This is a genomic window from Bacillus salitolerans (assembly GCF_042680805.1).
Taxonomy (GTDB): Bacteria; Bacillota; Bacilli; order Bacillales; family SA4; genus Bacillus_CJ; species Bacillus_CJ salitolerans.
Genome location: NZ_JBHUEM010000020.1, coordinates 1 through 23,961, shown reverse-complemented (window position 1 = coordinate 23,961; position 23,961 = coordinate 1). Strand labels below are relative to the sequence as shown.

22 protein-coding genes are annotated in these 23,961 nt (G+C 37.0%); 1 reads left to right on the top strand and 21 read right to left on the bottom strand.

What is annotated here, in order from left to right; genetic code table 11:
- Positions 1–17: 17 nt before the first annotated feature.
- From ACFSCX_RS11720 to ACFSCX_RS11640, 17 genes are all read right to left on the bottom strand, one after another.
- On the bottom strand, positions 18–1,088 hold the full coding sequence (locus ACFSCX_RS11720) for an undecaprenyldiphospho-muramoylpentapeptide beta-N-acetylglucosaminyltransferase (RefSeq protein WP_377928425.1): 1,071 nt from the start codon (positions 1,086–1,088) through the stop codon (positions 18–20).
- Between the two features lie 316 nt (positions 1,089–1,404).
- Complete coding sequence (locus tag ACFSCX_RS11715) at positions 1,405–2,265, bottom strand: GNAT family N-acetyltransferase (RefSeq protein ID WP_377928424.1); 861 nt, start codon at positions 2,263–2,265, stop codon at positions 1,405–1,407.
- 709 nt (positions 2,266–2,974) lie between these two features.
- On the bottom strand, positions 2,975–4,081 hold the full coding sequence (locus tag ACFSCX_RS11710) for a homogentisate 1,2-dioxygenase (protein ID WP_377928423.1): 1,107 nt from the start codon (positions 4,079–4,081) through the stop codon (positions 2,975–2,977).
- A 58-nt stretch (positions 4,082–4,139) separates the two neighbouring features.
- Positions 4,140–5,057: a fumarylacetoacetate hydrolase family protein gene (locus tag ACFSCX_RS11705; protein WP_377928422.1), complete on the bottom strand. Its 918-nt coding sequence runs from the start codon at positions 5,055–5,057 to the stop codon at positions 4,140–4,142.
- A 9-nt stretch (positions 5,058–5,066) separates the two neighbouring features.
- A complete protein-coding gene (locus ACFSCX_RS11700) occupies positions 5,067–5,678 on the bottom strand; it encodes a flavin reductase family protein (protein ID WP_377928421.1) in 612 nt (203 codons plus the stop codon).
- A gap of 1 nt (position 5,679) precedes the next feature.
- Positions 5,680–6,789, bottom strand: a complete 1,110-nt coding sequence (hisC, locus tag ACFSCX_RS11695; protein ID WP_377928420.1) for a histidinol-phosphate transaminase — start codon at positions 6,787–6,789, stop codon at positions 5,680–5,682.
- A gap of 128 nt (positions 6,790–6,917) precedes the next feature.
- A complete protein-coding gene (gene hppD, locus ACFSCX_RS11690) occupies positions 6,918–8,033 on the bottom strand; it encodes a 4-hydroxyphenylpyruvate dioxygenase (protein WP_377928419.1) in 1,116 nt (371 codons plus the stop codon).
- 187 nt (positions 8,034–8,220) lie between these two features.
- Positions 8,221–9,645, bottom strand: a complete 1,425-nt coding sequence (lpdA, locus tag ACFSCX_RS11685) for a dihydrolipoyl dehydrogenase (protein ID WP_377928418.1) — start codon at positions 9,643–9,645, stop codon at positions 8,221–8,223.
- On the bottom strand, positions 9,646–10,890 hold the full coding sequence (locus ACFSCX_RS11680) for a dihydrolipoamide acetyltransferase family protein (RefSeq protein ID WP_377928786.1): 1,245 nt from the start codon (positions 10,888–10,890) through the stop codon (positions 9,646–9,648).
- Between the two features lie 14 nt (positions 10,891–10,904).
- Positions 10,905–11,900: an alpha-ketoacid dehydrogenase subunit beta gene (locus tag ACFSCX_RS11675; protein ID WP_377928417.1), complete on the bottom strand. Its 996-nt coding sequence runs from the start codon at positions 11,898–11,900 to the stop codon at positions 10,905–10,907.
- The gene (gene pdhA / locus ACFSCX_RS11670) at positions 11,900–12,970 is read right to left on the bottom strand and encodes a pyruvate dehydrogenase (acetyl-transferring) E1 component subunit alpha (RefSeq protein WP_377928416.1); all 1,071 of its coding nucleotides are present in this window, start codon (positions 12,968–12,970) and stop codon (positions 11,900–11,902) included. Before pdhA ends, ACFSCX_RS11675 begins: the two co-directional genes overlap by 1 nt.
- Positions 12,971–12,999: 29 nt before the next feature.
- The gene (locus ACFSCX_RS11665; protein ID WP_377928415.1) at positions 13,000–14,106 is read right to left on the bottom strand and encodes a Leu/Phe/Val dehydrogenase; all 1,107 of its coding nucleotides are present in this window, start codon (positions 14,104–14,106) and stop codon (positions 13,000–13,002) included.
- A 76-nt stretch (positions 14,107–14,182) separates the two neighbouring features.
- Complete coding sequence (locus tag ACFSCX_RS11660; protein WP_377928414.1) at positions 14,183–14,575, bottom strand: thioesterase family protein; 393 nt, start codon at positions 14,573–14,575, stop codon at positions 14,183–14,185.
- 90 nt (positions 14,576–14,665) lie between these two features.
- Entirely contained in the window at positions 14,666–15,460 is a 795-nt protein-coding gene (locus tag ACFSCX_RS11655; protein WP_377928413.1) for an ABC transporter ATP-binding protein, read from the bottom strand.
- Positions 15,444–16,463, bottom strand: a complete 1,020-nt coding sequence (locus ACFSCX_RS11650; RefSeq protein ID WP_377928412.1) for an ABC transporter permease — start codon at positions 16,461–16,463, stop codon at positions 15,444–15,446. The genes ACFSCX_RS11655 and ACFSCX_RS11650 overlap by 17 nt, the downstream gene beginning before the upstream one ends.
- A 19-nt stretch (positions 16,464–16,482) precedes the next feature.
- Positions 16,483–17,469: an ABC transporter substrate-binding protein gene (locus ACFSCX_RS11645; RefSeq protein WP_377928410.1), complete on the bottom strand. Its 987-nt coding sequence runs from the start codon at positions 17,467–17,469 to the stop codon at positions 16,483–16,485.
- A gap of 425 nt (positions 17,470–17,894) precedes the next feature.
- Entirely contained in the window at positions 17,895–18,842 is a 948-nt protein-coding gene (locus ACFSCX_RS11640) for an NAD(P)H-dependent flavin oxidoreductase (protein WP_377928409.1), read from the bottom strand.
- 73 nt (positions 18,843–18,915) lie between these two features.
- Between ACFSCX_RS11640 and ACFSCX_RS11635 the strand changes: the two genes are divergently transcribed.
- Positions 18,916–19,434, top strand: coding sequence for a gamma carbonic anhydrase family protein (locus tag ACFSCX_RS11635; RefSeq protein ID WP_377928408.1), 519 nt, complete (start codon positions 18,916–18,918; stop codon positions 19,432–19,434).
- A 1,263-nt stretch (positions 19,435–20,697) separates the two neighbouring features.
- Here the strand turns inward: ACFSCX_RS11635 and ACFSCX_RS11630 are convergent.
- The 4 genes from ACFSCX_RS11630 to ACFSCX_RS11615 form a co-directional block, all read right to left on the bottom strand.
- On the bottom strand, positions 20,698–21,132 hold the full coding sequence (locus ACFSCX_RS11630) for an HAD family hydrolase (RefSeq protein ID WP_377928407.1): 435 nt from the start codon (positions 21,130–21,132) through the stop codon (positions 20,698–20,700).
- Between the two features lie 298 nt (positions 21,133–21,430).
- The gene (paaX, locus tag ACFSCX_RS11625; protein WP_377928406.1) at positions 21,431–22,306 is read right to left on the bottom strand and encodes a phenylacetic acid degradation operon negative regulatory protein PaaX; all 876 of its coding nucleotides are present in this window, start codon (positions 22,304–22,306) and stop codon (positions 21,431–21,433) included.
- A gap of 192 nt (positions 22,307–22,498) precedes the next feature.
- Complete coding sequence (locus ACFSCX_RS11620; RefSeq protein WP_377928404.1) at positions 22,499–23,272, bottom strand: enoyl-CoA hydratase-related protein; 774 nt, start codon at positions 23,270–23,272, stop codon at positions 22,499–22,501.
- Positions 23,273–23,346: 74 nt separating this feature from the next.
- Positions 23,347–23,961 (bottom strand): aldehyde dehydrogenase family protein (locus ACFSCX_RS11615; protein ID WP_377928403.1); only part of this gene is annotated, 615 nt, incomplete at its 5' end.

Here is a 23,961-nt window from a genome sequence, read left to right as displayed (position 1 = left end):
CTCATGAATTCGTTTTATTACTCTGCAACATCCTTAATTAATGACACTACAGGTTGTATAGAAAAATCACCTTCATAATCATCCATCTTCATCAAATATTGATCACGATTAGAATAAACATTCTTGATCGTAGTTAGAAATTGATCCTTAGATAGCTTTTCTTCATGCAAAACTTCAGCGTAACCCGCTTTCCTAAAAGATTCAGCATTAATAATTTGATCCCCTCTACTTTGCTCCCTCGTTAAGGGTATGAGGATCATTGGCTTTTTTAATGCTAAAAACTCAAAGATGGAGTTTGAGCCTGCTCTTGAAATGACAATGTCAGTCATTGCTACTACATTCGGTAATTCATCTGTTAAATATTCTACCTGTTTGTAGCCTACTTGATGCAAAGAGTGCTTCACGTTCCCTTTTCCACAAATGTGCACCACTTGAAATAACTCTAGTAAGTCAGTTAAGTTTGCTCTTACCATTTCATTTATTTTTTTTGAACCAAGACTTCCACCCATTATTAATAGTACCGGCTTCTTATTGTTAAAGTTATAGTCCTTTAAGCCCTGTTCTACATTCCCCTTAAAAATTTCATCTCTAACAATGGCACCTGTAAAAACAACTTTTTCCTTCTCTTTAAACCACTTGATTGTATCCTCAAATGTCACACATACCTTTGTAGCAAATGGAATCGCAATTTTATTAGCGAGACCTGGTGTGACATCCGATTCATGTATGATAGAAGGTACTTTATTTAGTCTGCCTCCAAGGATAACGGGAACAGAAACAAATCCACCCTTTGAGAAAATAATATGTGGTTTGACTTTTTTGATTATTTTGTAGGATTGATACGTACCCTTTAGTACGTTGAAAGGATCCTTCATATTCTTTATGTCAAAATACCTTCGTAATTTCCCAGTTGCAATAGGATAATAAGTAACTCCCTCAACTTTGGAAATTAAATCTCTTTCAATACCATTTATCGAACCTATATAACTTACATCCCACCCTTCCTTAACAAAAGTAGGAATTAGTGCTAAGTTTAATATCACATGACCGGCAGATCCCCCGCCTGTAAAAACAATACGTTTACGCATATGTAGCCTCCATTCAACTCACTTTGTTACGATACGATTCTTGTTGGAACGACTTGTTCAACTCCTTATCATCGCTTAAGACTATTACCTATTACATTTTCCATAATATGGATCATAGAAATCCTTTTGTTCAAGATATGAATACTCATCCCCATATATATGGAATATATCTTCCAAAAATCCCGTTGATTTTCATTTCTTCCCATCGTTCCTTCTAGAATACGAAGATGTGAATTTTTCAGTTTCGACATTTTGGGATGTTTTATTTGCATAGAAAATTTGAATTATCATTATTATCAATTTGTAGAGGTTACCTTCAACTATCCTCAGAGCAGAAAGAATACACAATAGACTCAGCTATTTCCTTATATCCAATTTCTGTATAGATATGATTGGATGTAGGATTTGAAGCATCCGTATATAAGCTACAAAATTTATAGCCTTCATCAAGCAATTGTTGGCTTAAAGTGGCAACTAAGCTTGAAGCATATCCTCTGTTACGGTATTCTCTAGGCGTATAGACTAGGTTTACGACAATTCCATTTTTCGTCGGTCGTGCTTTCTTAGCCATAGAAACAATTTTATCATTGTCTACCCATAGAAAGATAGTTTCTGAGTGAATGGAATCGGATGCTAGAATATAAGCTTGTTCTTTCGAAAGTGGATCAGGTGTGATGAAGGAAAAGTCGTAAATCCAATCGGTTATCAGATCAACGTCCTGTATGACAGCCTTCCTCATTTCCCCATCACTCAACTCGATATGATTAACACGATCTAACTGATAAATGAATTGGTGCATATCTACTTTAGAAGTTACCTTCTGTTCCTGTTCCCACTGGGTGACAAATTTCTTCACTAAGTGCTTTTCTCCTATTACACCTGGTATCGTAATTCCCTTCTGAATAAGCTCATGAACCAGTTCACTAATCATGGTCTCGGAAGACTCATGAAGACTCGAAAAAATTAATTTCTGACCGGGAGTTTTAATGAAAGCTAGTACTATATGAACATCTGCTTTTACATAACCAAGCAAGTACTTATCCAAGCTAGTATCTTCTTTTACTGCCCTAGCTAGCAGTCCTAGAAGAAGATTATGTTTCGCTTCACTTTCCAATAATTTAGGCTCAACGATGGTTAATAAATCATTGGGATTCTCTACAATATGAACAGTTGTCATTTTCGTCATCACTCCTTATTATCACCTACCATTATAAAGCTATTTTCTTAGGAATGGATTAATAATCTATGAATCAAATAAAATATTGTTGTGAGCGTTCCAAGTGTATTTGGTCTGAACTTGTTTTGTTTCTCTATTCTACTTCTTACTTAGTATGTAAAAAGAGAACCCTTTGTTGAGTCTGAAATAAAAATCTTCCTCACGGTACAAGGTCATCAAAATATACAAACTCTGCTTCATTTTGTCTAGTATTTTTGGGTTCTAGCATTAATCCACGATCCTATTTTTTGTAAGGATACTACGCTAAATTAACGCGGTAATTTATTCAATTATTTATTCATGAAGAAGTCTGTCAATATCTTTCTCGACTGCCTGTAGATGACTATATCAGCTCTTCTTTTTGTTGAAAAACCGGAAATGGATTTCACAATCAAAACACATTAATATATCCAATAGTATCCTCCTAATCGACATTTCACTAGTCTAAGCGCATCAAAATGTCTTTGAGAACACCTCTCTGAGACATTTTACACGTCCATGACCATCAAAATGTCTTCGAGAACCCCGCTCATGGAAATGTTGTCGGATGTTCTCTTTTTTTTCTAGAAAAAAATGAATGATCTATACTATACAACCACCGTAATTGTGTTAAAAAGTAAAAAATGGCTGTCGAGACTTTCTCGACAGCCTGAGAACCCTTTGGGTTCTCCTAGTTCTCAATCCATGTATACATATAGTTCTTATCTTCAATCTCACTAGCTTTTTTAACAACCTTTAACGGTTTAAAAGTATCGATCATCACGGCTAGTTCTAGCGTTTCCTTCTTACCGATGCTTGCTTCAGTTGTACCAGGGTGTGGACCATGAGGGATTCCACTTGGATGTAATGTGATTGAGCCTCGCTTAATCCCTTTCCTACTCATGAAATTTCCTTCCACGTAGTACAATAGCTCATCACTATTTACATTACTATGATAATAAGGAGCAGGTATTGCTTCTGGATGGTAATCATACAATCTTGGTACAAATGAGCAAACAACAAAATTATGACCTTCAAACGTCTGATGTACCGGTGGTGGCTGATGAATACGGCCAGTAATTGGCTCAAAATCCTCAATGTTGAATACCCATGGATATAAGTAGCCATCCCAACCTACGACATCAAGAGGATGATGGTTTAATAGATGTGAGTGTAAGAGACCTCGTGATTTTGTAATCACCTCATGCTCTCCGCGGTCCGTGTAGGTTACAAGTTCCTCTGGTCCTCGAATGTCTCTCTCACAGAAAGGACTGTGTTCTAGCAATTGACCATACTCGTTTCTATATCTACGAGGAGTTGTAATTTGACTAAAAGACTCAACGAGTAGCATCTTTGTATCTTGCTCCGGTAAAATACGATAAATCGTACCAATCGGGATGATAACGTAATCACCTGGACGATAAGAAATCGTACCAAACATGGTTTCGACTTTTCCCGAACCATAGTGAATGTAAAGCATCTCATCGCCATCACCATTTCGATAATAATTAGTCATCTCTTCTGTTACAAATGCTGTGGCAATTAACAAATCATTATTTCCTAATAAATACTCTCTTGCAGCAAGCGCGTTACCTACCTTAGTAATATCCTCTGTCATTAGATGACGATGACTGAGTGACTCATCTTGCTCATATTCTGGTAAATATGAACCAATAACCGTAGATTTAACTACCTCTGTTGGCAGGTAATGATGATACAGGATAGACTGTGTTCCTGAAAAGCCTTTTGTTCCCATAACTTGTTCACGATATAATGTACCATCTTCTTTCTTAAACATGGTGTGCCTTTTTGGGGAAATTTTTCCCATTTGTCTGTAAAACAAAGCTTTCACCTACCTATTCTATAATTCTATTTTTTAATGTTCCTAAACCAGTAATCTCCAACTCTACTTCATCATTCGGCTTAAGCCATCGATGGATGTCTGTACCAAGCTCTAAAATACAACCGGTTCCGACTGTTCCTGAACCTATGACATCTCCTGGATATAGGGTTACTCCGCTTGAAGCACGTTCTATCATTTCACCAAAGGTATAATATATATCTTGGAAATTCCCGCTAGATAGGAGTTTTCCATTTACTTTGGCTGTCATAGATAAATTGTAACGATTACCTTGTCTATAACTTTGAAGCTCATCTTTAGTAACTATATATGGACCAATCGAGGTTGCAAAATCCTTCCCTTTTGCAGGTCCCAGACCGACCTTCATTTCCTTTGCCTGTATATCTCTTGCACTCCAATCATTCATAATACAATAGCCAAAGATATACTCATCTGCCTCTTGAGCTTTAATGTTTCTTCCTTCTTTACCGATAATACAAGCAATCTCTAGCTCATAATCGAACCATTCACAATTTGGTGGTATTTGAATTTGGTCACCTGGTCCTTTAATAGCTAAATGATTTGTAAAATAGAATACAGGCAGCTCATACCATTCTGGAACAACCTCTAACCCTCTTCTTGCTCTAGCGTTTTTTACATGTTCTTCAAATGCATAGAAATCTCGAACACTTGTTGGCCTTGGCAGTGGTGCTTTTATTTGTACTTCACTAAGCTCATATTTGCCTTTTGAGATAGGGGAACTTTGAAGTTGATTAATCTCCTCCACTAACGAAGACCAATTCTCAATCACTTCCAGTAGCTTACTCGGCAATTTTCCACTAGATGCCTCATACATATCAACGACCGTTTGATCGTCATTCATCCATCCGCAGGTTCGCTCACCGTTTGGTTTCTCAAATGTAATAAATTTCATGTGTGTTCATCACCTTTTTCGAACAAGTTCAAAAGTATCTGTCATGGGTTTGGTAAACATTTGACCGGCTAATCTTCCAATCGGATCTAACTTTTCGGTATCGATTTTTCCGTCGAAATAAAGTTCATCATCAACGTGAACATGCTGCACTTTTCCAATAACTAAGCTTCCAGAACCAGGATGATCTCCAAAATGAAGTACTTCATGTAGCACACATTCAAGATGAACAAGGCTCTCTTTTACCCGAGGCGGCTTAACTGTCATACTGCCCACTTTTGTTAACCCAGTGACCTCAAACTCATCTATTGTTTTTTCATATTCTATAGCTGTATCATTCATTTGCTCTGCTATTGAGCTACCGACAATGTTAATGACAAATTCCTTCGTACTTTCAATGTTTAATAGGGTATCCTTTTTCTCCCCTGTTGTTCCTTTTCTCATTGGGGAAAAGCAAACGAGCATTGGATCTGCGCATATAGCTGTAAAAAAGCTGTACGGAGATAAATTGGCTACACCGTCTTGATCTACTGTTGAGACAAAGGCAATTGGCCTTGGTACGATAGATCCGACTAAAAGCTTATAGGCATCTTTCCATTCAAGAGTATCAGGCTTAATATCCAATTTATTTCACACCCTGTTCAATTAAATTTTTTTCAATTAATGAAATAAAATAATGATTATCTTCTTCTGTACCTACCGTTACTCGGATCATATTCGGATAGCCTAACAAGCTTCCCGATCTTACAATGATTCCATTTTGCATTAAGTATTGACTGATCTCATCACCTGAGACTTTACAATCAACCATAAAAAAGTTTGCTTGGGATGGAAAATAAGTAAGTCCTAATCGAGTAAACTCTTTCTCAAGAAAACTTCGCCCTTCTTGATTTAGCTGACTACACTTCCTAACATGTTCCTGATCTAAAATGGCAGCGTTAGCCGCGACTTGTGCAATGTGATTAACGTTAAAAACATCCTTGACCTTTCTAAGCTCTGATACAATACTTTCATCCATGATGCCAAAACCTACACGTAAGCTGGCAAGTCCATAGATCTTAGAAAAAGTTCGTAAAATGATTAAATTTGGAAATTCTTTTAAAAGAGGAATGGTCTGTAAGTAATCATCTGTTGATACATATTCGAAATATGCTTCATCCACTATAACTAAAATATGAGAAGGTATTTCCTTGATAAAAGATAGTAAGGCTTCTTTACCTACAATGGTCCCTGTTGGGTTATTGGGGTTACAGACAAAAACCATTTTCGTACAATCAGTGATTGCATCTTTCATCAAAGCTAAATCGTGGACACCGTTCGTAAGTGGAACAATAATGGGTTTTCCACCTTCTAGAAATACGTTTGATCGATACCTTGGAAAGGTTACATCAGCCATAATAGCCTCGTCACCGGGATTTAAATATGCTTTGGCAAGTATTCGAATCACTTCATCAGACCCGTTTCCAAATAAGAGCTGGCTTGGACGTACATTTAATTCCTTACTCACCGCTTCTGCCAAATCGGTAGCTAATCCGTCAGGATAAAGATGAAGTCTTTCAACATGGCTAGCAAGTGATTGTTTAACACGATCTGAACACCCATAAATATTTTCATTTTCAGACATTTTTCTAATCGATTTAAGCCCGAGCTCCTTTTGGACATCCTCAAGCTTTTTTCCTAACACATAAGGGGCTATAGACTCTACTTCATGCTTTGTTTTAATTTTTACGACCATGAAAACACTTCCTTTCCAAAAAGGAGAATTAATCTCCCTATAACTAGCAACACGTTTTGAGAATAGTCCTATCTTTACAAACTGAAGGGAGACGCTTCCATCTCCCTTTCAGTGGTTATTCCATTCGTTTATAGGTTACCACGCTTTTCTTGTTCACGTTCAATTGATTCAAATAGGGCTTTAAAGTTACCCTCACCAAATCCTTTTGCTCCTTTTCGTTGAATAATCTCAATGAAGAGTGTAGGACGATCAACGATTGGTTTTGTAAAAATTTGTAGTAAATACCCCTCATCGTCACGGTCTACTAAAATATTTAATTCTTTAATTTTTGAAATTTCCTCATCAATTTCTCCCACACGATCTGAGAGCATCTCATAATAACTATCAGGAGTATTTAAGAACTCGACACCGTTCTTCTTTAAGATTCCAACTGTTTTGACAATATCTTCTGTTAGAATAGCAATATGTTGTACTCCCGCTCCGTTATAAAACTCTAAGTATTCTTGAATTTGAGACTTTCTCTTACCTTCAGCAGGTTCGTTAATTGGGAACTTTATACGCCCACCGTTATGCATAACTTTCGACATAAGTGCTGAATATTCAGTTGTAATATCTTTATCAGTGAAGTGCTTTAACTCTTTAAAGCCCATAACTTTCTCATAATATTCTACCCACTCACCCATGCTTTCAACATTACCTACTACATGGTCAACACCAATGATGCCTGCATCTTCATATGGTACTGTGAAATCGGCAGGGATAAATCCTGGCATAAATACACCTGAATAGTCGTTACGTTCTACAAGCGTATGAATGGTATCACCATAAGTACCGATTACGGCTTTTTTGATGGTACCATGCTCATCAGATAATTCCGTTGGAGGCATAATTTCAATTGCTCCTCTAGACACAGCTTCTTTGTAAGCCTTTTCAACATTGTCGACAGTTAAGGCAACATCTTTTACCCCATCACCATGTTTTTTCGTGAATGCAGCGACTCTACTGCTTTCCGTTAAAGATCCAGTAATCACTAAGCGAACCTTTCTTTGTTGTAATACATACGACACTGTCTCACGGTTTCCAGTCTCAAGACCTGAATAAGCTACTGGTTTAAAACCAAAGGCTGTACAAAAATAATGACTCGCTTGCTTCGCATTTCCCGAGTAAATTTCTAAATAATCAACATCAGTTACTGGAAAAAAATCTTCTACATCCGATTTTACGGCCATTGTATTTTCTTGCATACTACCGCCTCCTATTATTTTGGTAATACTTAAATAATTCTGACTACATCATATTAAACTATTATTATATTTCTCAAGAGTTCTCGTTAAAGCTAAAACGCTTTATAGCGATAAAGTGATAAATCGAATATTAAACGTCATAGGTATTTTTGTCACAAAATCAAACACTATTATTCTATAGTCCCTTCTAAACAGTCTGTTTTTCTATTTGTTTAGATGGGGGAACATGGACAGCTTCACCACGTAATCCTTCAATCGCTTCAAGTAAGCTTTCATTCATGCTCGGATGCGGGAAATAAGCTAGCTTGAAATCTTCCTCTCTCGCTACCATTTCCAACCCTATTATGCCACTCGACAATAGTTCAATAGCACCTTGCCCCATCATATGCACGCCAAGGATAAGACCTGATTCTTCTTCTGCTATAACTTTTACAAAGCCTTCCTTTTGATTAACCACACCCGCATATCCATTAGAAGCAAGTGGAAATTGACTCACCTTAATTTTGGGGTATTGGAGGTTTGCCTCTTCTTCCGTTAAGCCGACACATGCTATTTGCGGCGCAGCATGGATAACATCCGGTATAAACACTTCATCATATTCAGATGACTTACCCGCAATCACCTCCGCAGCCACCTTTCCTTGTTTTATTGCTCTTACAGCAAGCTTAACCCCATCTGTAACATCGCCTACTGCAAATATATTCGGGATAGATGTACGACATTGTTTGTCTACCAGAATCTCCCTGTTAGCTGAGAGACGAATATTCATCCGATCCAATCCCAACATGTCGATATTTGCCCTCACATCACTTGAACGGTAACAATGCGTAGATTCGAGACTAATTCGTTCTTCTCCAGACTGAAGTGTTATCTTTACTAGTTGCTCATTTTGCTCACTTTCAATAAATTTACTATTTTTGTACACTTTTATTTTGTTCTTTTTACATACCCTTATAAGTTCACGATTAATCGACGAGTCAAACGAAAAGTCATCCCCTTCTATGCATAAGGAGACTTTTGCTCCTAAAGAATGATAGGCAAATGCGACTTCAATCGAAATATAATCTGAACCAAACACGACTAAATGCTCTGGCACCTCTTCAAGAGAATAGATGGTTCTTTCACTAAATATGTTGGGACTTTTATCAATCTTTTGACTGAATGAGGCTCCTGTAGCAATGATCGCGTTTCTAAATTTAAATACGTCAAATTGATGTCCACATTCAACACCGATTTTTTCTTCTGAAAGGAAATACCCGTTGCCCTTAATAACCTCAACCTTATTTGCTTTACAAAGAGCTTCAACACCTTGGCGCAACTGATCAATGACCTGCTGCTTATAGGCTTGTAGTTTTGTAAGATTCATAGATATATCTGTAAACTCAATACCAAATGCTGAATACTTGCTTGCTTCTTTATACTTTTGGGCACTTGTTGCAACTACTTTCGAGGGTATACATCCCTCATTTAAACAAACTCCTCCGAGTTTATTAGATTCTACTAACGTTACTTGTAAGCCCAGTTGTGCAGCCCGGATGGCTGCATGATACCCACCAGGACCACCACCAATAATTATCACATCACGTTCCTGTGCTAGTTCACCAACGACCATTTATATCATCTCCAAAAGCATAAAAGTTGGATTACCAATTAGCTTTGCAAAATAACTTGTAAATTTCACTGCTGTTGCTCCGTCAACAACTCGGTGATCAAATGACATGGATACATTCATCATAGATCGAATAACAATTTCATCTTTATCATTCACAATTGGCATTTTCTTCGTCTTATGAAACGCCATAAGACCAACCTCTGGATGATTGATAATGGGGGTCGCCCCAATGGAACCACCGAGTGGTCCAACATTACTAATTGTAAACGTTCCACCCGTTACATCAGTTGCTGTTAACGTATTTTCAATTGCTTTTCCAGTCAGCTCTTTCATATCAGCATGTATTTGCTTTAAAGACTTTTGTTCCACATTCCTTATTATTGGCACAACTAAGCCGTCTTCTGTATCGGTAGCCAGCCCAACATGGTGATCATGAATAAGATGAATTTCTTCCTTCTCATCATGTAATCTAGCATTAAAAATCGGAAATTCTTTTAAGGAAAGCGACAACGCCTTGATAAAGAAAGCAGTAGCCGAAATATTAACTCCATCCTTTTTTAACTGCTCACGAAGTGCAATTAATTCCGTTACATCCACTTCTTCAAAGTGAGTACAATGCGGAACAGTATACAATGATTGCTGCATTTTCTTCCCTATTTGTTTTCTTCTACCGCGATAAGGAATTACATTTTGGACGATTTGAGTTTTCGGTTTTTCAGACTCAGGTTGTACTGCTTTTTCTAGACTCGTATTGTTTAGTGATTCTATTTCACTAGTATCAACTATAGCAAAATTAGCTACATCTTCATCAGTGATTCGTCCCGCTGGACCAGTTCCATGAACAAGTTCAATATCAATTCCCTTTTCCCTTGCTAGCTTTCTTGTATAGGGAGAAGCTAATATTCGCTTTTTCTTACTAGACGTTTCTATACTAGTTGGAGCAGGTATTTGTATTGTTTGAACTCCATTTGAAGTTTTGGATGAAGTAGATACATCTACTGTTTGATTTGGTGAATCTTCCTCTATAATAATTACGGTTGTACCTACAGAAATCGTTTGTCCTGCCTCAACGGTAATCTCCTTAATAATACCGGCTCTAGGGGCAGGTATTTCTGCAGTCATTTTATCTGTTTGTACTTCCACGATTGGATCATCTGCTTTTACTCTGTCACCTGGCTTCACAAAAAAGTGAGTGATATCAGCTTCATGCATGCCTTCACCAATATCATGAAGTTTAACTTCAATCATCATTGTCCCCCCTAGAACTTCATTACTTTTTGAATGGCTTCTATGATTCTGCTTGGTGTTGGTAAATAATAGTCTTCAAAGCCAAAATATGGCACTGGGATATCAAATCCAACAACCATTTCTGTTGGAGCCTTTTGGTATAAGAAAGAAGTAGCATTAATAATCGATAGAATATCGTTGCAAACTCCACCTGTTGCATGACCCTCATGCACGATGACAGTTCTTCCTGTCTTTTGAACAGAATCCATAATTAAATCACGGTCTAAAGGATAAAGTGAACGAAGATCAATGACATCACATGAAATACCCTGTTTCTCCATTTCTTCAGCAGCTTTCATAACGGTCGGTACCATTGCTCCCCAAGCGAAAATAGAAACATCTTCACCATCTTTCAGTCTACTGCCTATTCCAATTTCGATCGTATACTTACCTTCTGGAACCTCTGCCTTTGTGGATCGATAAGAGCGCATAGGTTCTAGAAACAAAACTGGATCTGGATCTTCAATCGCCGCAATCAATAGTCCCTTTGCATCATATGGATTGGAAGGACATACAACCTTTAACCCAGGCATATGGGTAAAGATTGCTTCTGTGCTATCTGAGTGTATCTCTGGGGCTCTTACTCCAGCACCATAAGGAGCACGAATTACCATCGGAACAGTAAAGTGTCCCATCGTTCTCGCACGAAGTCTAGAGGCATGAGTCATAATTTGTTCATAAGCCGGGTAAATAAATCCTAAAAATTGGATTTCTGCAACTGGTCTGAAACCAGCAACTGCCATACCAATGGCTGCACCTACAAATCCAGCTTCACTGAGTGGTGTATCCACTACTCTATCTTCACCAAATTCGGACTGTAATCCCTCTGTTACACGAAACACCCCTCCGTTTTGGCCAATATCTTCACCTAACAAAATAACATCCTTCGTTTCCGATAACATGATCCTCATGGCATCTGTTATAGCTTGAACCATAGTAAATGTATTTGTTTTCGCCAATGTTTGCATTAGTTTTCACCTCTTTGGAACTGAGCTATTAACGCATTTTTTTGTTCGGTTATGGACCAAGTTGGTGTAGCAAATACATAATCGAACATGTCACTCGGATTTGCCTTTGGATAGTTCTCCATCTCTTCAATTGAGGAGTCAATTTCGACCGACACGTCGCTCTCTACTTGCTTCACCCATTCTTCGTTATACCAGCCCTTATTTTTCATAAGTCGTTCAATTCTAAGGATTGGGTCTGTTGTTTCTCGTTTACTTAAACTTTCTTCTTGATTACGGTATTTAGTTGGATCATCAGCTGTTGTATGTGCACCATATCTCCAAGTTACAGATTCAATTAATGTTGGTCCCTCACCGTTTCTAGCTCGATTCAATGCCTTTAACGTTTCAAAATAAACGGTGAAAATATCATTCCCATCGATCCTAATTCCTGGTATATCGTATGCTAATGCCTTTTGCGCGATTGTTTTTGTTTTCATTTGCTTATGAAGGGGTACAGAAATGGCGTAACCATTATTCTGATTAAAAAACACGACTGGTGCGTTAAGAACACTTCCTACATTTAACCCTTCATGAAAATCTCCTTCTGATGTAGCACCATCACCAAAGTAAACAATCGCTGCATTTTTAGTTCCTTTTTTCATTTCAGCATACGCTGCTCCGACGGCATGAGGTATTTGAGTTGCAATCGGAATCCCTGGTGGGAATATCTTCTTCCCCTTTGGAGGAACACAGCCTTCATTACGTCCATTCCAAAATAAAAGGATGTTCGTTAAGGAGTGACCAAATGTCATGGCCGCACCATGATCTCGGTAGGTAGGAAACAGCCAATCATCTTCCTTAAGTGCTAGAGCAGTACCCACTTGGGATGCCTCTTGACCTTCAAAGGGTGCATACGTTCCAATTCTACCTTGACGCTGTAAGCTCACACACTTACGATCAAACGTACGAATTCTAATGAGATGTTGATAAAATGTTTCAGCTAGTTCTCTCGTAATCTTGTCTTCATAATCCTTCCCTATGACATTACCATTTCCATCTACTATTCCAATAATCGGAAATTGTTTTTCCATTTCCTCACCCCTTAAAAAAATCAACACATTTAGTTTCGAACATCCCATTTTGGACGTTTTGCATGAGAGAAGAAACTATTTCTATTTTTTCGAGCCATCATCCGATCTTCACAAAATCTGTTAGCTGCTTCAACAGTCGTCAAACCTGATTCTTCTGCCTGTTTATATATATCTAATAATGAGTTATAAATTGCCTTTGTTTTTCTCAATACTCTTTCCTTATTCGGTTCATATAGCTCATCAGCTACTTGAATAAGTCCACCAGCGTTAACAATATAATCTGGAGCATATAAGATTCCCTTATCTTGGAGTATTTTCCCATGTTTTAATTCTAATAACTGATTATTAGCGGAACCTACAACTGCCTTTACTTTTAGATCACGGATGCTATCGTCATTCAGAATTCCACCTATTGCGCATGGTATAAATACATCTGCGTCTACTGAATAAATCTCATTACCTTTTACTACATTTACAGTGACACCAAGCTTATTTGCTTTTGTTAACAAGTCATCAATGACATGCTGATGGATGTCTGTCACATAAAGATTGGCTCCTTCTTCCAATAATCTTTCTGCTACTTTAAATCCAACCTTTCCAAGCCCTTGTATAGCATAGCTTTTTCCATGTAAGTCTTCGCTGCCCCAAACAGCCTTGTTTGTTGCTTGTAGACCATAAATAACCCCTAAAGCTGTAGGTGCGGATGAATCTCCACTTCCACCATAAACCTCTTCTACTCCAACAATGCAGTTCGTTTCTTTCAGAGCATGTACGAAGTCTTCTGGTGTGGTTCCCATATCAGTCCCTGTATAAAAGCGTCCATTTAACGAATCAACAAACTGACCGAATGCTCTAAATAATTCAGGTGTTTTATCTTTGAGTGGGTCCCCAATGATAACGGCTTTCCCACCACCAAAATCGACATCTGCTGCTGCACATTTATATGTCATTCCTTTAGATAAACGAAGTACATCCTCGAGTGCCTCATCTACTGATTTATATGGCTGCATTCGGCAACCACCTAGTGCTGGTCCAAGAGTCGTATTATGAATGGCTATAATTGCCTTTAATCCAGTGTGCTCGTCATTACAGAAAACCACTTGTTGATGTTCACTAATTTTTTCAAACATGTTCATCCTTGTTCACCTCTTTAAGAGAATAAATTGCACGATTTTTTAGATTGATAACTAGAATCGATAATAGGTATTGTTTTTATTTTGTAGTTTGTAAGAGCTCATTTATTTTAACTTTCGGTAAAATAACTTGCTTGACCTCCCCTAGACCAACTAATTTTGATCCATGCTTCACATCTGTTCTCGTTAAGACGAAGTTAGATTCATAAGCTGTAACAGTTGCGGTAATCATTAGATTTGCACCTTCAATTGATGGTGCAATATGTTTAACAGATACTGCACTCCCCATTCCTTCCTCATGATCCTCTAAATATGGAAGAATGATTTGCCTAGATACCCATTCCATATGGTAGACCATGGAGACTGTTGAATAAGCAGGATGCACAAGCACACCATCGAATTTTGCGAACATATCTGATGTGACTGTTATTGCCATTGATATTGAATCTCCTATTTGAATACCCGGTTTCATGCGCCTCCTCCTTCTTCATCATATTTACGCAAAAAAGAAGAGTAATAGACAAATAACCATTCTAATTACTCTCTTTGTTCTCATGTTATTTTAAGAAAGCAATGCACGATCGTTTGTCATAGATGTTCCGCGGATTTTCTGGAATTCTTGTAGCAATCTCTCCACTGTTAACTGCTTCTTTTCTTCTTCTTCAAATTGAAGGATAATTTGCCCTTTATCCATCATGATAAGTCGATTACCTAAATCGATTGCTTGTTGCATATTATGAGTAACCATTAAGGTAGTCAACCCATATTTATCAACAATTTCCTTTGTAAGGTTTGTGATTAGCTCAGCTCTTGAAGGATCTAATGCGGCCGTATGCTCATCTAAAAGCAAAATAGAAGGCTCTGTAAAGGTAGCCATAAGAAGAGAAAGTGCTTGTCGTTCTCCCCCTGATAACAAACCTACCTTTGCATTAAATCTGTTCTCAAGTCCTAAATGTAAGCTTTCTAAAACTTCTTTAAAAAATTCGCGACGACTTTTTGTAACCCCCCGACGTAGGGTTCTCCTTTTATCTCTTGAAAAGGCCATCGCCAAATTTTCCTCAATAGTCATGGTTGGAGCAGTTCCAGCCATCGGATCCTGGAATACACGTCCAATCAATTTCGCTCTTTTGTGTTCTGGTAAATAGGTTACATCTTTGTTTCCAATAAGAACGGTACCCGTATCTGGCTGTAATACCCCTGAGACTAGATTCATGAGTGTTGACTTACCAGCACCATTACTTCCGATAATTGTGACAAAGTCACCTTGCTTTAAGGAAAGATTGATATTATCTAATGCTATCTTTTCATCTGGGGTACCTTCATTAAATACCTTATGAATCTTACTTAATTGCAGCATTATTTTCACCCTCCCCAGATACAGGAATGTCTACTTTTTGTAATTCCAAAAGTCTAAGTCTCTTGCGTTTTCTTTCCCTATAAGCATCCATAATTTTTGGAATAATTAGCGATAGAATAACGATCGTAGCTGTTATTATTTTTACGTCTCCGGTTTCTAAGAAATCTACTCTTAGTGCTAAGCTGACAACAATACGGTAAATTATAGCACCACCGATTACTGCAAGCGTCGTTCGTACTAGAGTCTTCGTACCGAATAAAGCCTCTCCAATAATAACTGAAGCTAAACCAACAATAATCATCCCAATGCCCATACCGATATCAGCAAACCCGCCATATTGAGCGATAAGTGCACCTGATAAAGCAACTAATGCATTTGATATTCCAAGGCCCAATAAAATTAAGCCATTTGTGTTTGCCGATAAGCTACGAATCATTTTTTGATTATCCCCAGTAGCCCGAATTGCTAATCCTAGTTCAGTTTTTAAGAATACATCCACTAAAAACTTAATAAAAAATGTAACGATAACCATGAATACTAATAGTCCCCATGAACTAGGCAAGGAATCACCTAATCCAATAAAGCTGAGAATGCTATTTAGTACGCTATCAATCCCTAAAGATGATGAAGTATTCTCTACTGATGTGAACAATGTATCCGAATTTAAGAGTGGCATGTTTGATTTACCCATTATTCGTAAATTAATAGAATATAAGGCAATCATCATTAAAATACCAGATAATAATGGGTTTATTTTCCCAAACGTATGTAAAGCACCAGTTGCACAGCCTGCCAGAAAACCTACGAGAAGGGAGGTAACTGTTGCAACAACTGGGTTTACCCCACTATATATTAATGTTGCTGCAACAGCCGCACCTGTGACAAAGCTGCCATCCACGGTCAAGTCTGGAAAATTCAGTATTCTAAATGATAAGTAGACACCTAAAGCCATGATGGCGTAGATGATTCCTGACTCAAATGAGCCGAATATGGCAGTAAACACTAGTTATCCATCCTCTCTATTATTCTCCATCGTAAAATTCTGCAAGGTCTTTCCATGAATCTTTAATTTCCACACCTTGCTCCTTTGCTGCAAGAGTATTAATAACGATATTTAATTCTTCTGGAACACCTACAGGAAGTTCAGATGGTTTGGCTCCTTCTAACACTTTAATAGCCATTAGTCCGGTTGAGTATCCAAGATCAAAGTAGCTGAATCCACTTGCTGCAATAGCTCCTTTTTTCATGGAGTCTAGCTCTCCAACAAATAAAGGAATGTCTTTATCATTTGCAACAGAAATAACTGACTCTAACGCTGACACTACTGTGTTATCTTTTGGTACGTAAATGACGTCAACACGTCCTACTAGTGAATCTGTAGCTTGTTTTACATCTGCTGAAGTTGAAACAGAAGCTTCAACAATCTCTATACCTGCACTTGAAGCAATCTCTTTAATTTTTTCGACTTGAACCTCGGAGTTTTGTTCACCAGCGTTATAAATGACGCCGACTTTCTTTGCTCCCATTTCTTCAATGATAAAATCAAATGTTTGGGCAATTGCTTCTGGGTGAGTATCAGTATAACCAGTTACGTTTCCACCTGGTTCTTCAAATGACTTGACTAGTTCTGCTCCAATCGGATCTGTTACAGAAGTGAAGATAATAGGAATATCTTTTGTCGCATTTAAAGCACTTTGGGCACTTGGTGTAGAGTTTGCAAAGATAAGATCTACTTTGTCCCCAACGAAGTTATTCGCAACAGTTTGACTGTTATTCATATCACCTTGTGCAATTTGCACATCATACTTTACATTTTCTCCTTCTTTGTAACCGTTATCTTCCAGAGCCTGTTTAAAGCCATCAAATGCAGCATCAAGTGATGGATGTTCAACAATCTGCGTAACACCAATCACAATTTGTTTGTCAGATGATGCACTTTGACCACATCCTGATAGAATTACAGATAAAACTAGTAAACCTATCATCATACTAATAAAACGCTTTCCCATAAAAATCCCCCTTTTTCATTAAAAAATTGATGGTTAGAAAACAAAAAATCATTATTCATATGAATGAAACTGATCCGTTTTCTAATAATGAATATGAAAAACACTAGCAAAAATAGTATTGGAAAATTGCTAATATTTTCAACATATAGGTATGTATACTGTAAACGTTTTCAAGAAATGTGATGTAAATCACACGTTTCGTTATTATAACGTTATATTATCACCACGAAATGTTAATTGTCAATAATTTTCAAAAAATTTGGTGAAATAATGTTATTTTAGATTAATAGCGTTTTTTCATCCATATTTTTCTAAGTACTTTAGAAAAATATATTATTTCAAGATATTATATATATATACATGTTTACATTTTATGGTTTTCTATCCATTTATTAATAAAGAACCTAGTTTTTTACTAGGTTCTCTTATAATAAATGTTGGATTTCGTTAATTCTATCTTTTGCTTCACGAATCATTCTTTTTATGAGTTCCTCGACTGATGGTAGATCATCCAGAAGGCCCGCTATTTGCCCACTATTAATAAATCCCTCTTCAAGTCTTCCTTCCAGCGCACCTATTTTATGATACTCCTCTGAAGTAAGTTTAGTAAACTCCTCTTCAGAAATTCCCGTTTTTTCATATTCTAATAGACTTTTTGCATAAGAAGTGTTCATTAACCTCCTAATTTTCCCTACTGTTCTACCGACAATTACGGTATCTATATCTGAAGCTTTTAATAAAGCCTCTTTATAGTTTGGATGAAATGGAGCTTCTTTCGTTGCAATAAATCTTGTTCCCATTTGCACTCCACTTCCCCCTAGAGCTAAGATTGAGGCCAATCCTCTGCCATCACCAATACCTCCAGCAGCAACAACGGGTATCTTTACACTTGAAACAATTTGAGGAATTAATGTCAGTGTTGTGGTCTCTAAAGTAGAGTTTATTCCGGCTGCTTCATACCCTTCAGCAACTAGTATATCTGCCCCTGCCTCTTCCGCTTTTATTGCTTGTTTTTTTGTGGCCACTACACAAATAATCTTTATCCCTTTTTGCTTAAATACTGGAATGTATGGTGATGGATTACCTGCTGAAAGTGAAACAATTGGAACGTTATACTTTATTACAAGCTCTGCCATCTCTTCTGGAAATTTTGTCACTGAAATTGGAATGTTGACTGCAATTGGTTTAGATGTATGCTCTTTCGTTTCAATGACAATTCTCTCCACTTCTTCAGGTGTCATAGTACCAACTCCAATTGTTCCTAAACCACCTGCATTCGATATACTAGAAGTTAAAATAGCATTACTAATATTACCCATTCCACCTTGTATTATTGGATAGTCTATATGTAAAAATTGTGTTAGTTTATTCATATAATTTCCCTCCCCGTATAAATAATGTTATACTAATTGAAATATTATGACAATAGATAGGGGGAGAAAAACTGTGTTATATTCATTTTTACAAAAATCACCTAAAGTGGATCCTTCTGTATTTGTAGCACCTGGGTCACATATTATTGGGGACGTAACGATTGGAGAATACTCGTCTGTTTGGTTTAATGCGGTCTTAAGAGGAGATGAAGGACCGATTACGATTGGGAATAAGACTAGTATACAGGATAATGTTACCTGTCATTTATACGAGGGTTCTCCGTTAGTCATTGGCGATGAAGTCACAGTTGGACATAATGCCATTCTACATGGATGTACCATACATAACCGTACCATCATTGGAATGGGCTCTACTATTTTAGATGGTGCTGAAATAGGTGAAGAATGTATTATCGGAGCAAATACCTTAATTTCTCCTGGAAAAAAAATCCCCCCACGTTCACTTGTGGTTGGCTCCCCAGGGAAAGTAGTTCGCGAATTAACTGATAAAGACCTTGAGCTAATCCAACTTTCCATCGATTCGTACGTTGAGAAAGGGCAACAATTTAAAGAGGAAATTATGAAGAAATAAGAAAGAAAAGAGAAAGTTTAAACGCATTATAAATTTCTCATTTGACTAGTAAATGACACAAAAAATCACTAGGAAATTTCCTAGTGATTTTTTTGTTACTTCAAATTGTTCAGTTATAGACACTTTTTGATTAACAACAATATATCCCGCGCTGTCAGTTTTACATTCGACAGAGCAAAGGATTGACCCTTTTATAAGTATGGCCTTCTTATAATGATGTGTACGTCTTGATATGGAGTAAGCGCATGATAACCTCCATAAGTAAATCCATTGAATTATAAAGCTGGATAAGTGCCTGCAATTATAATCGAATTGCTACCTCTTTGAATTAGAATTCTTTATTCATAGAAATTTGGTTTAGTCCAAGATTATTGTATATATGTAAGCCGAAAGCACAAACCACAATAACAGTAAAGAATGAGCAGTTATATTAATAGTAATGATTAATTTTTTGTATTGTCTTCTTCTCATGAATTTATAAATAAAGCGTAAAATAAGGCATTGGATAACAAACATTATGGCAGTATGAGTAATAAAAATCTGATATTCCTCAACATTAGTAAGCATATATCCTTTACTCTCATCTAGTCTTGATAATGAAACAATAAATTCAGAAAGTGATAATGCAAGCCATGTTATACAAATGTTTAGTAGATACATCACTGCAAACAATATTCCCCGAGAAAACTTACTCGTTTCTGAAAGTAACACTATTCACCACACCTTTAAATGAATTCTGAATACAGTTGTTTCATAAACGAACCCGTTACACTAATAACCTTTAGTACTTTTGTTTTACTAAATTAATCAGTGATTGTTGAACTTCATCTACAATAAAAACTCTTCCAATAATTTCAACAGAATAAAAACATCGTAATTCACCTACGAAACAGCACCCGAATGCCATTCAGCAAAAGATTCAACGGGAGGTGAAAAATAATCAATTTGGTTATTTTTCAGAGATATTTTCTCTGCACCTTTCTTGAATGAATTTATTATGGACATATCAAAATCCCTTCCATAACAATAAAGATAACAAAACTAAGAACTTCTTCACCCTATCCCTCCCCTTTAATGACTAGGTTTTACCAAAAAAATTAAAGATAACTGCTCCTTTAGCTTAGTAACTGTTGACTGACATTGCTTATCCATTCACCTTTATCGTCAGCAAGTAGAGTATTCCACCCTATATTCCGTGCCTCAATAAGATTTTTCTCTTGATCATCGACGAACAAAACATGTACCTTTCCGTTCAAGTAAGAATTAACTTAAGTATATTTCGGGTTGTGGTTTACAAAATCCTACTTCCCCAGATATAGTAATACTTTTTACGTAGCCCTCAACAGGTTTAATTATATGTTTCACCCATTCAATTCGATGATTACTTAATAAATGAATATTTGCATGCTTACTCCACGACGGGATTTCTAGAAGAGCAGGTAATGGTTTTATTACTGATAATAGCAGGTTTGCTGCATATCTTCCATCAACTGTTGGAAACCTTTCAACTAACCTATCCCAAAATTCATGCTCTTTCATTTGTCCAGTCCATAACTGTTCACGGACTTCCGTTCTAAACGTTATTAGATCCACATGAGAAACTTCAAATATTGAAGATAAAGCCTCCCAGAATATCGGTGAGAAATTAGTTGCAATAACTCCAGCAATATCTAAAACTAGGTCATGTTTTATGCCCATCTATTTCTCCTCCTAAAAAACTATTACATTATACTTCATAAAATTATCGTAAATGGACAATGTTCAATCATTGTATTTTCAATCACCAATAAACCTAAATCCAAGTTTATTTATCACATTCTTTGACTTACGATGATTTATTTATCACCTGCAAGAATATAATTAGACTAAATGCATTATAGTTGGATAGTTCTTTATTGAATTGCATTAAAGAGCCCACCAAGTATGTGCTAATTGGTGGGCTCAAGTTTATTATTTTCTCTCCTGTAAAAACCGTATAGGTTTTTTCTTATCCTCTTTAATCTAGCATCAATGGGTGATTGAGTACATCATATTGTTTATCTCTTTTCATAAGTGTGTTACCTTCTTTAAAGACTTCTTCAAAAAACTTCGAGGCTGGTTCCGCTAACTCTTTATAATAATCAGAAAATAAAGTCGCTGCATGACCACCTAACCACTTATCGGGAAGAAGTTCTTCAGGAAGACCGGGATCAACGAACAGAAATTTTCTATACTCATGTACTAATTTTGTTCGTTCGACAAAACATTCAGCAGGGGTCATTTCACCCTTTTGGATTTTATTTCGATCAATGATATATTTTTGGCTATATTCAGAAATGAAGCCTTGATACTTTTCATTTATTTCATGCAGATTCCATGACTTTTCAACTAGTCGGTGATCATCATGAGGTCCTTTGTATTCAGCCTCAAAAAAATCAATGTACTCTTTAATATTGTACTTCTTAATTAACTCGGTTACTTGTGTGTCCAAATTGTTTGGGGAAACCCAACAACTGTTTGAAAAGGTACCGAATCCACTCCAAATTAGCTCTTTTCTTAATTCGTCTCTAATATTGCGAATTTCCTCTGGAATGGTGTACATTAATACTCTCCATTTACCATCCCATTTCTCTGGTCTTAGCTTGAAAATACGATTAGCAGCTTCTTCGATACGGGTTACACCTTGGCTTGATAGGAAATAGTAGCTTTTATTCCCTTGTTTTTCAGACTCTACCCAACCTTGTTTTGACATTCTAGAGATAGCAGCACGAACAGCCTGGTCGTTATGGCCAAACTCATTTAGTAGTTTAATAAGGCTTCCAATCCAGATTTTATTACCATAATGTCGGATATAATCCCCATATAATGTAAATATCATTGATCTTGTGTTCATATTACGAGTCATCCTTTAAATTCTAGAATTAATACGTTTTGATTACGGTATATACGGAATATGTTCATAACTAATAAAAAATACAATAACACACCCCTGATATATTAACAAGTTAAAGTGTTACAGTGATAAAAACTCATGATACCTCACGATAAATTCTATTAGAATAAAACACTTTAAAGATAAGGACTATTATTCTCCTTTAAAAACTGGTTTTCTCTTTTCACTAAATGCTTCTAAAGCTTCTACTCTATCTTTAGTAGGAATCGTTAATTCGTACGCTTTTCCTTCTATCAGGAGACCAGAATGTAAATCGGTATTCATTCCCATGGTAATCGCATATTTTGCTTGCTGCAGGGCAACAGGAGCATTATTTAACATTTCCTCTGCCAATTCCATGCACTTTACCATTAGTTGGTCTTTTGATACAACATAATTAACGATTCCATCCTGGAGGGCTTGTGCTGCAGAGAATTTACGTGCTGTAAAGATTAATTCCTTCGCTTTCGTTTCACCGATTAGGCGAGGTAGGCGCTGTGTCCCACCCGCTCCTGGAATAATTCCCCAGCTCACCTCTGTAAGCCCCATTTTTGCTTCTTCGACCGCAATTCTAAAATCACAAGCTAGCATGAGCTCAAAGCCCCCACCGAATGCATAGCCATTAACTGCAGCAATTGTAGGTTGAGGAAGATTAGCCACTGCATCAAATACTTCTCTTATTTTTTTTACATTTCGTTTAACTTCTTGCTCGGTTAAATGCTTTCTTTCCTTTAAATCAGCACCTGCGCTAAAAGCCTTACCACCAGCACCTGTAAAGATAATAACTCTTGCCTCTTTTTCTGTTGCTAAACTATCAACTACATTTCCAAGCTCTTGCAGTGTCTCATAATTAAAACAATTAAGAGCCTCTTCTCGATTCAGTGTTACAGTTACAATATGGTTGTTACGTTCGATTAATAGATTCATTATTTTCACCTCATAAGCAATATCTGTTAGAAATGAAACGAGCACTTTTAGTAGTGCTCGTTTCTATAAATATACTAAACTCCAAACGGATTTAATGGGCGACTTCCAAAATAGGATATGACACTTTTCGTTTCAGTGTAAAGATCAAGTGTTTCAACACACAGCTCGCGTCCAAATCCTGATTGTTTGTAACCACCAAATGGCGTGCCAGGGAAGGCTGAGAATGGGCAGTTTACCATGACAATACCAGCTTGGATTTGTTTCGACACGCGTGTTGCACGTGCGTAATCTTTTGTCCAAAGGGCAGATCCTAAGCCAAACTCGCTGTCATTAGCTAGTTTAATAGCTTCCTTTTCATCCTTGAATTTCATGACAACCACTACAGGTCCAAAGATTTCTTCTTTTACAACCTTCATGTCATGGTTAACATCTGCAATAATCGTTGGCTCATACCAGTATCCATTTTCAAAGCCTTCAACTGCTGCTTCCTTACCACCTGTTACAATCGTTGCTCCATCTTGGATAGCTGACTTCACGTAGCCATCAATGGTTTCAAGTTGATTACGGTCAATAATAGCACCTACGTGAGTCCCTTTATCAAATGGATTTCCTAATTGAAGCTTTTTCGTCTTTTCTACAAACTTTTCCATGAACTCATCATAAATGTCTTCATGAACATATAGCCTTGA

Excerpts from the sequence above, each read along its gene's own strand:
- ACFSCX_RS11720 (WP_377928425.1), bottom strand. The coding sequence starts at position 1,088 with ATGCGTAAACGTATTGTTTTTACAGGCGGGGGATCTGCCGGTCATGTG.
- ACFSCX_RS11715 (WP_377928424.1), bottom strand. The coding sequence starts at position 2,265 with ATGACAACTGTTCATATTGTAGAGAATCCCAATGATTTATTAACCATC.
- ACFSCX_RS11710 (WP_377928423.1), bottom strand. The coding sequence starts at position 4,081 with ATGTTTAAGAAAGAAGATGGTACATTATATCGTGAACAAGTTATGGGA.
- ACFSCX_RS11705 (WP_377928422.1), bottom strand. The coding sequence starts at position 5,057 with ATGAAATTTATTACATTTGAGAAACCAAACGGTGAGCGAACCTGCGGA.
- hisC (WP_377928420.1), bottom strand. The coding sequence starts at position 6,789 with ATGGTCGTAAAAATTAAAACAAAGCATGAAGTAGAGTCTATAGCCCCT.
- hppD (WP_377928419.1), bottom strand. The coding sequence starts at position 8,033 with ATGCAAGAAAATACAATGGCCGTAAAATCGGATGTAGAAGATTTTTTT.
- lpdA (WP_377928418.1), bottom strand. The coding sequence starts at position 9,645 with ATGGTCGTTGGTGAACTAGCACAGGAACGTGATGTGATAATTATTGGT.
- ACFSCX_RS11675 (WP_377928417.1), bottom strand. The coding sequence starts at position 11,900 with ATGCAAACATTGGCGAAAACAAATACATTTACTATGGTTCAAGCTATA.
- pdhA (WP_377928416.1), bottom strand. The coding sequence starts at position 12,970 with ATGGAAAAACAATTTCCGATTATTGGAATAGTAGATGGAAATGGTAAT.
- ACFSCX_RS11665 (WP_377928415.1), bottom strand. The coding sequence starts at position 14,106 with ATGAACATGTTTGAAAAAATTAGTGAACATCAACAAGTGGTTTTCTGT.
- ACFSCX_RS11660 (WP_377928414.1), bottom strand. The coding sequence starts at position 14,575 with ATGAAACCGGGTATTCAAATAGGAGATTCAATATCAATGGCAATAACA.
- ACFSCX_RS11655 (WP_377928413.1), bottom strand. The coding sequence starts at position 15,460 with ATGCTGCAATTAAGTAAGATTCATAAGGTATTTAATGAAGGTACCCCA.
- ACFSCX_RS11645 (WP_377928410.1), bottom strand. The coding sequence starts at position 17,469 with ATGGGAAAGCGTTTTATTAGTATGATGATAGGTTTACTAGTTTTATCT.
- ACFSCX_RS11640 (WP_377928409.1), bottom strand. The coding sequence starts at position 18,842 with ATGAATAAACTAACACAATTTTTACATATAGACTATCCAATAATACAA.
- ACFSCX_RS11630 (WP_377928407.1), bottom strand. The coding sequence starts at position 21,132 with ATGGGCATAAAACATGACCTAGTTTTAGATATTGCTGGAGTTATTGCA.
- paaX (WP_377928406.1), bottom strand. The coding sequence starts at position 22,306 with ATGAACACAAGATCAATGATATTTACATTATATGGGGATTATATCCGA.
- ACFSCX_RS11620 (WP_377928404.1), bottom strand. The coding sequence starts at position 23,272 with ATGAATCTATTAATCGAACGTAACAACCATATTGTAACTGTAACACTG.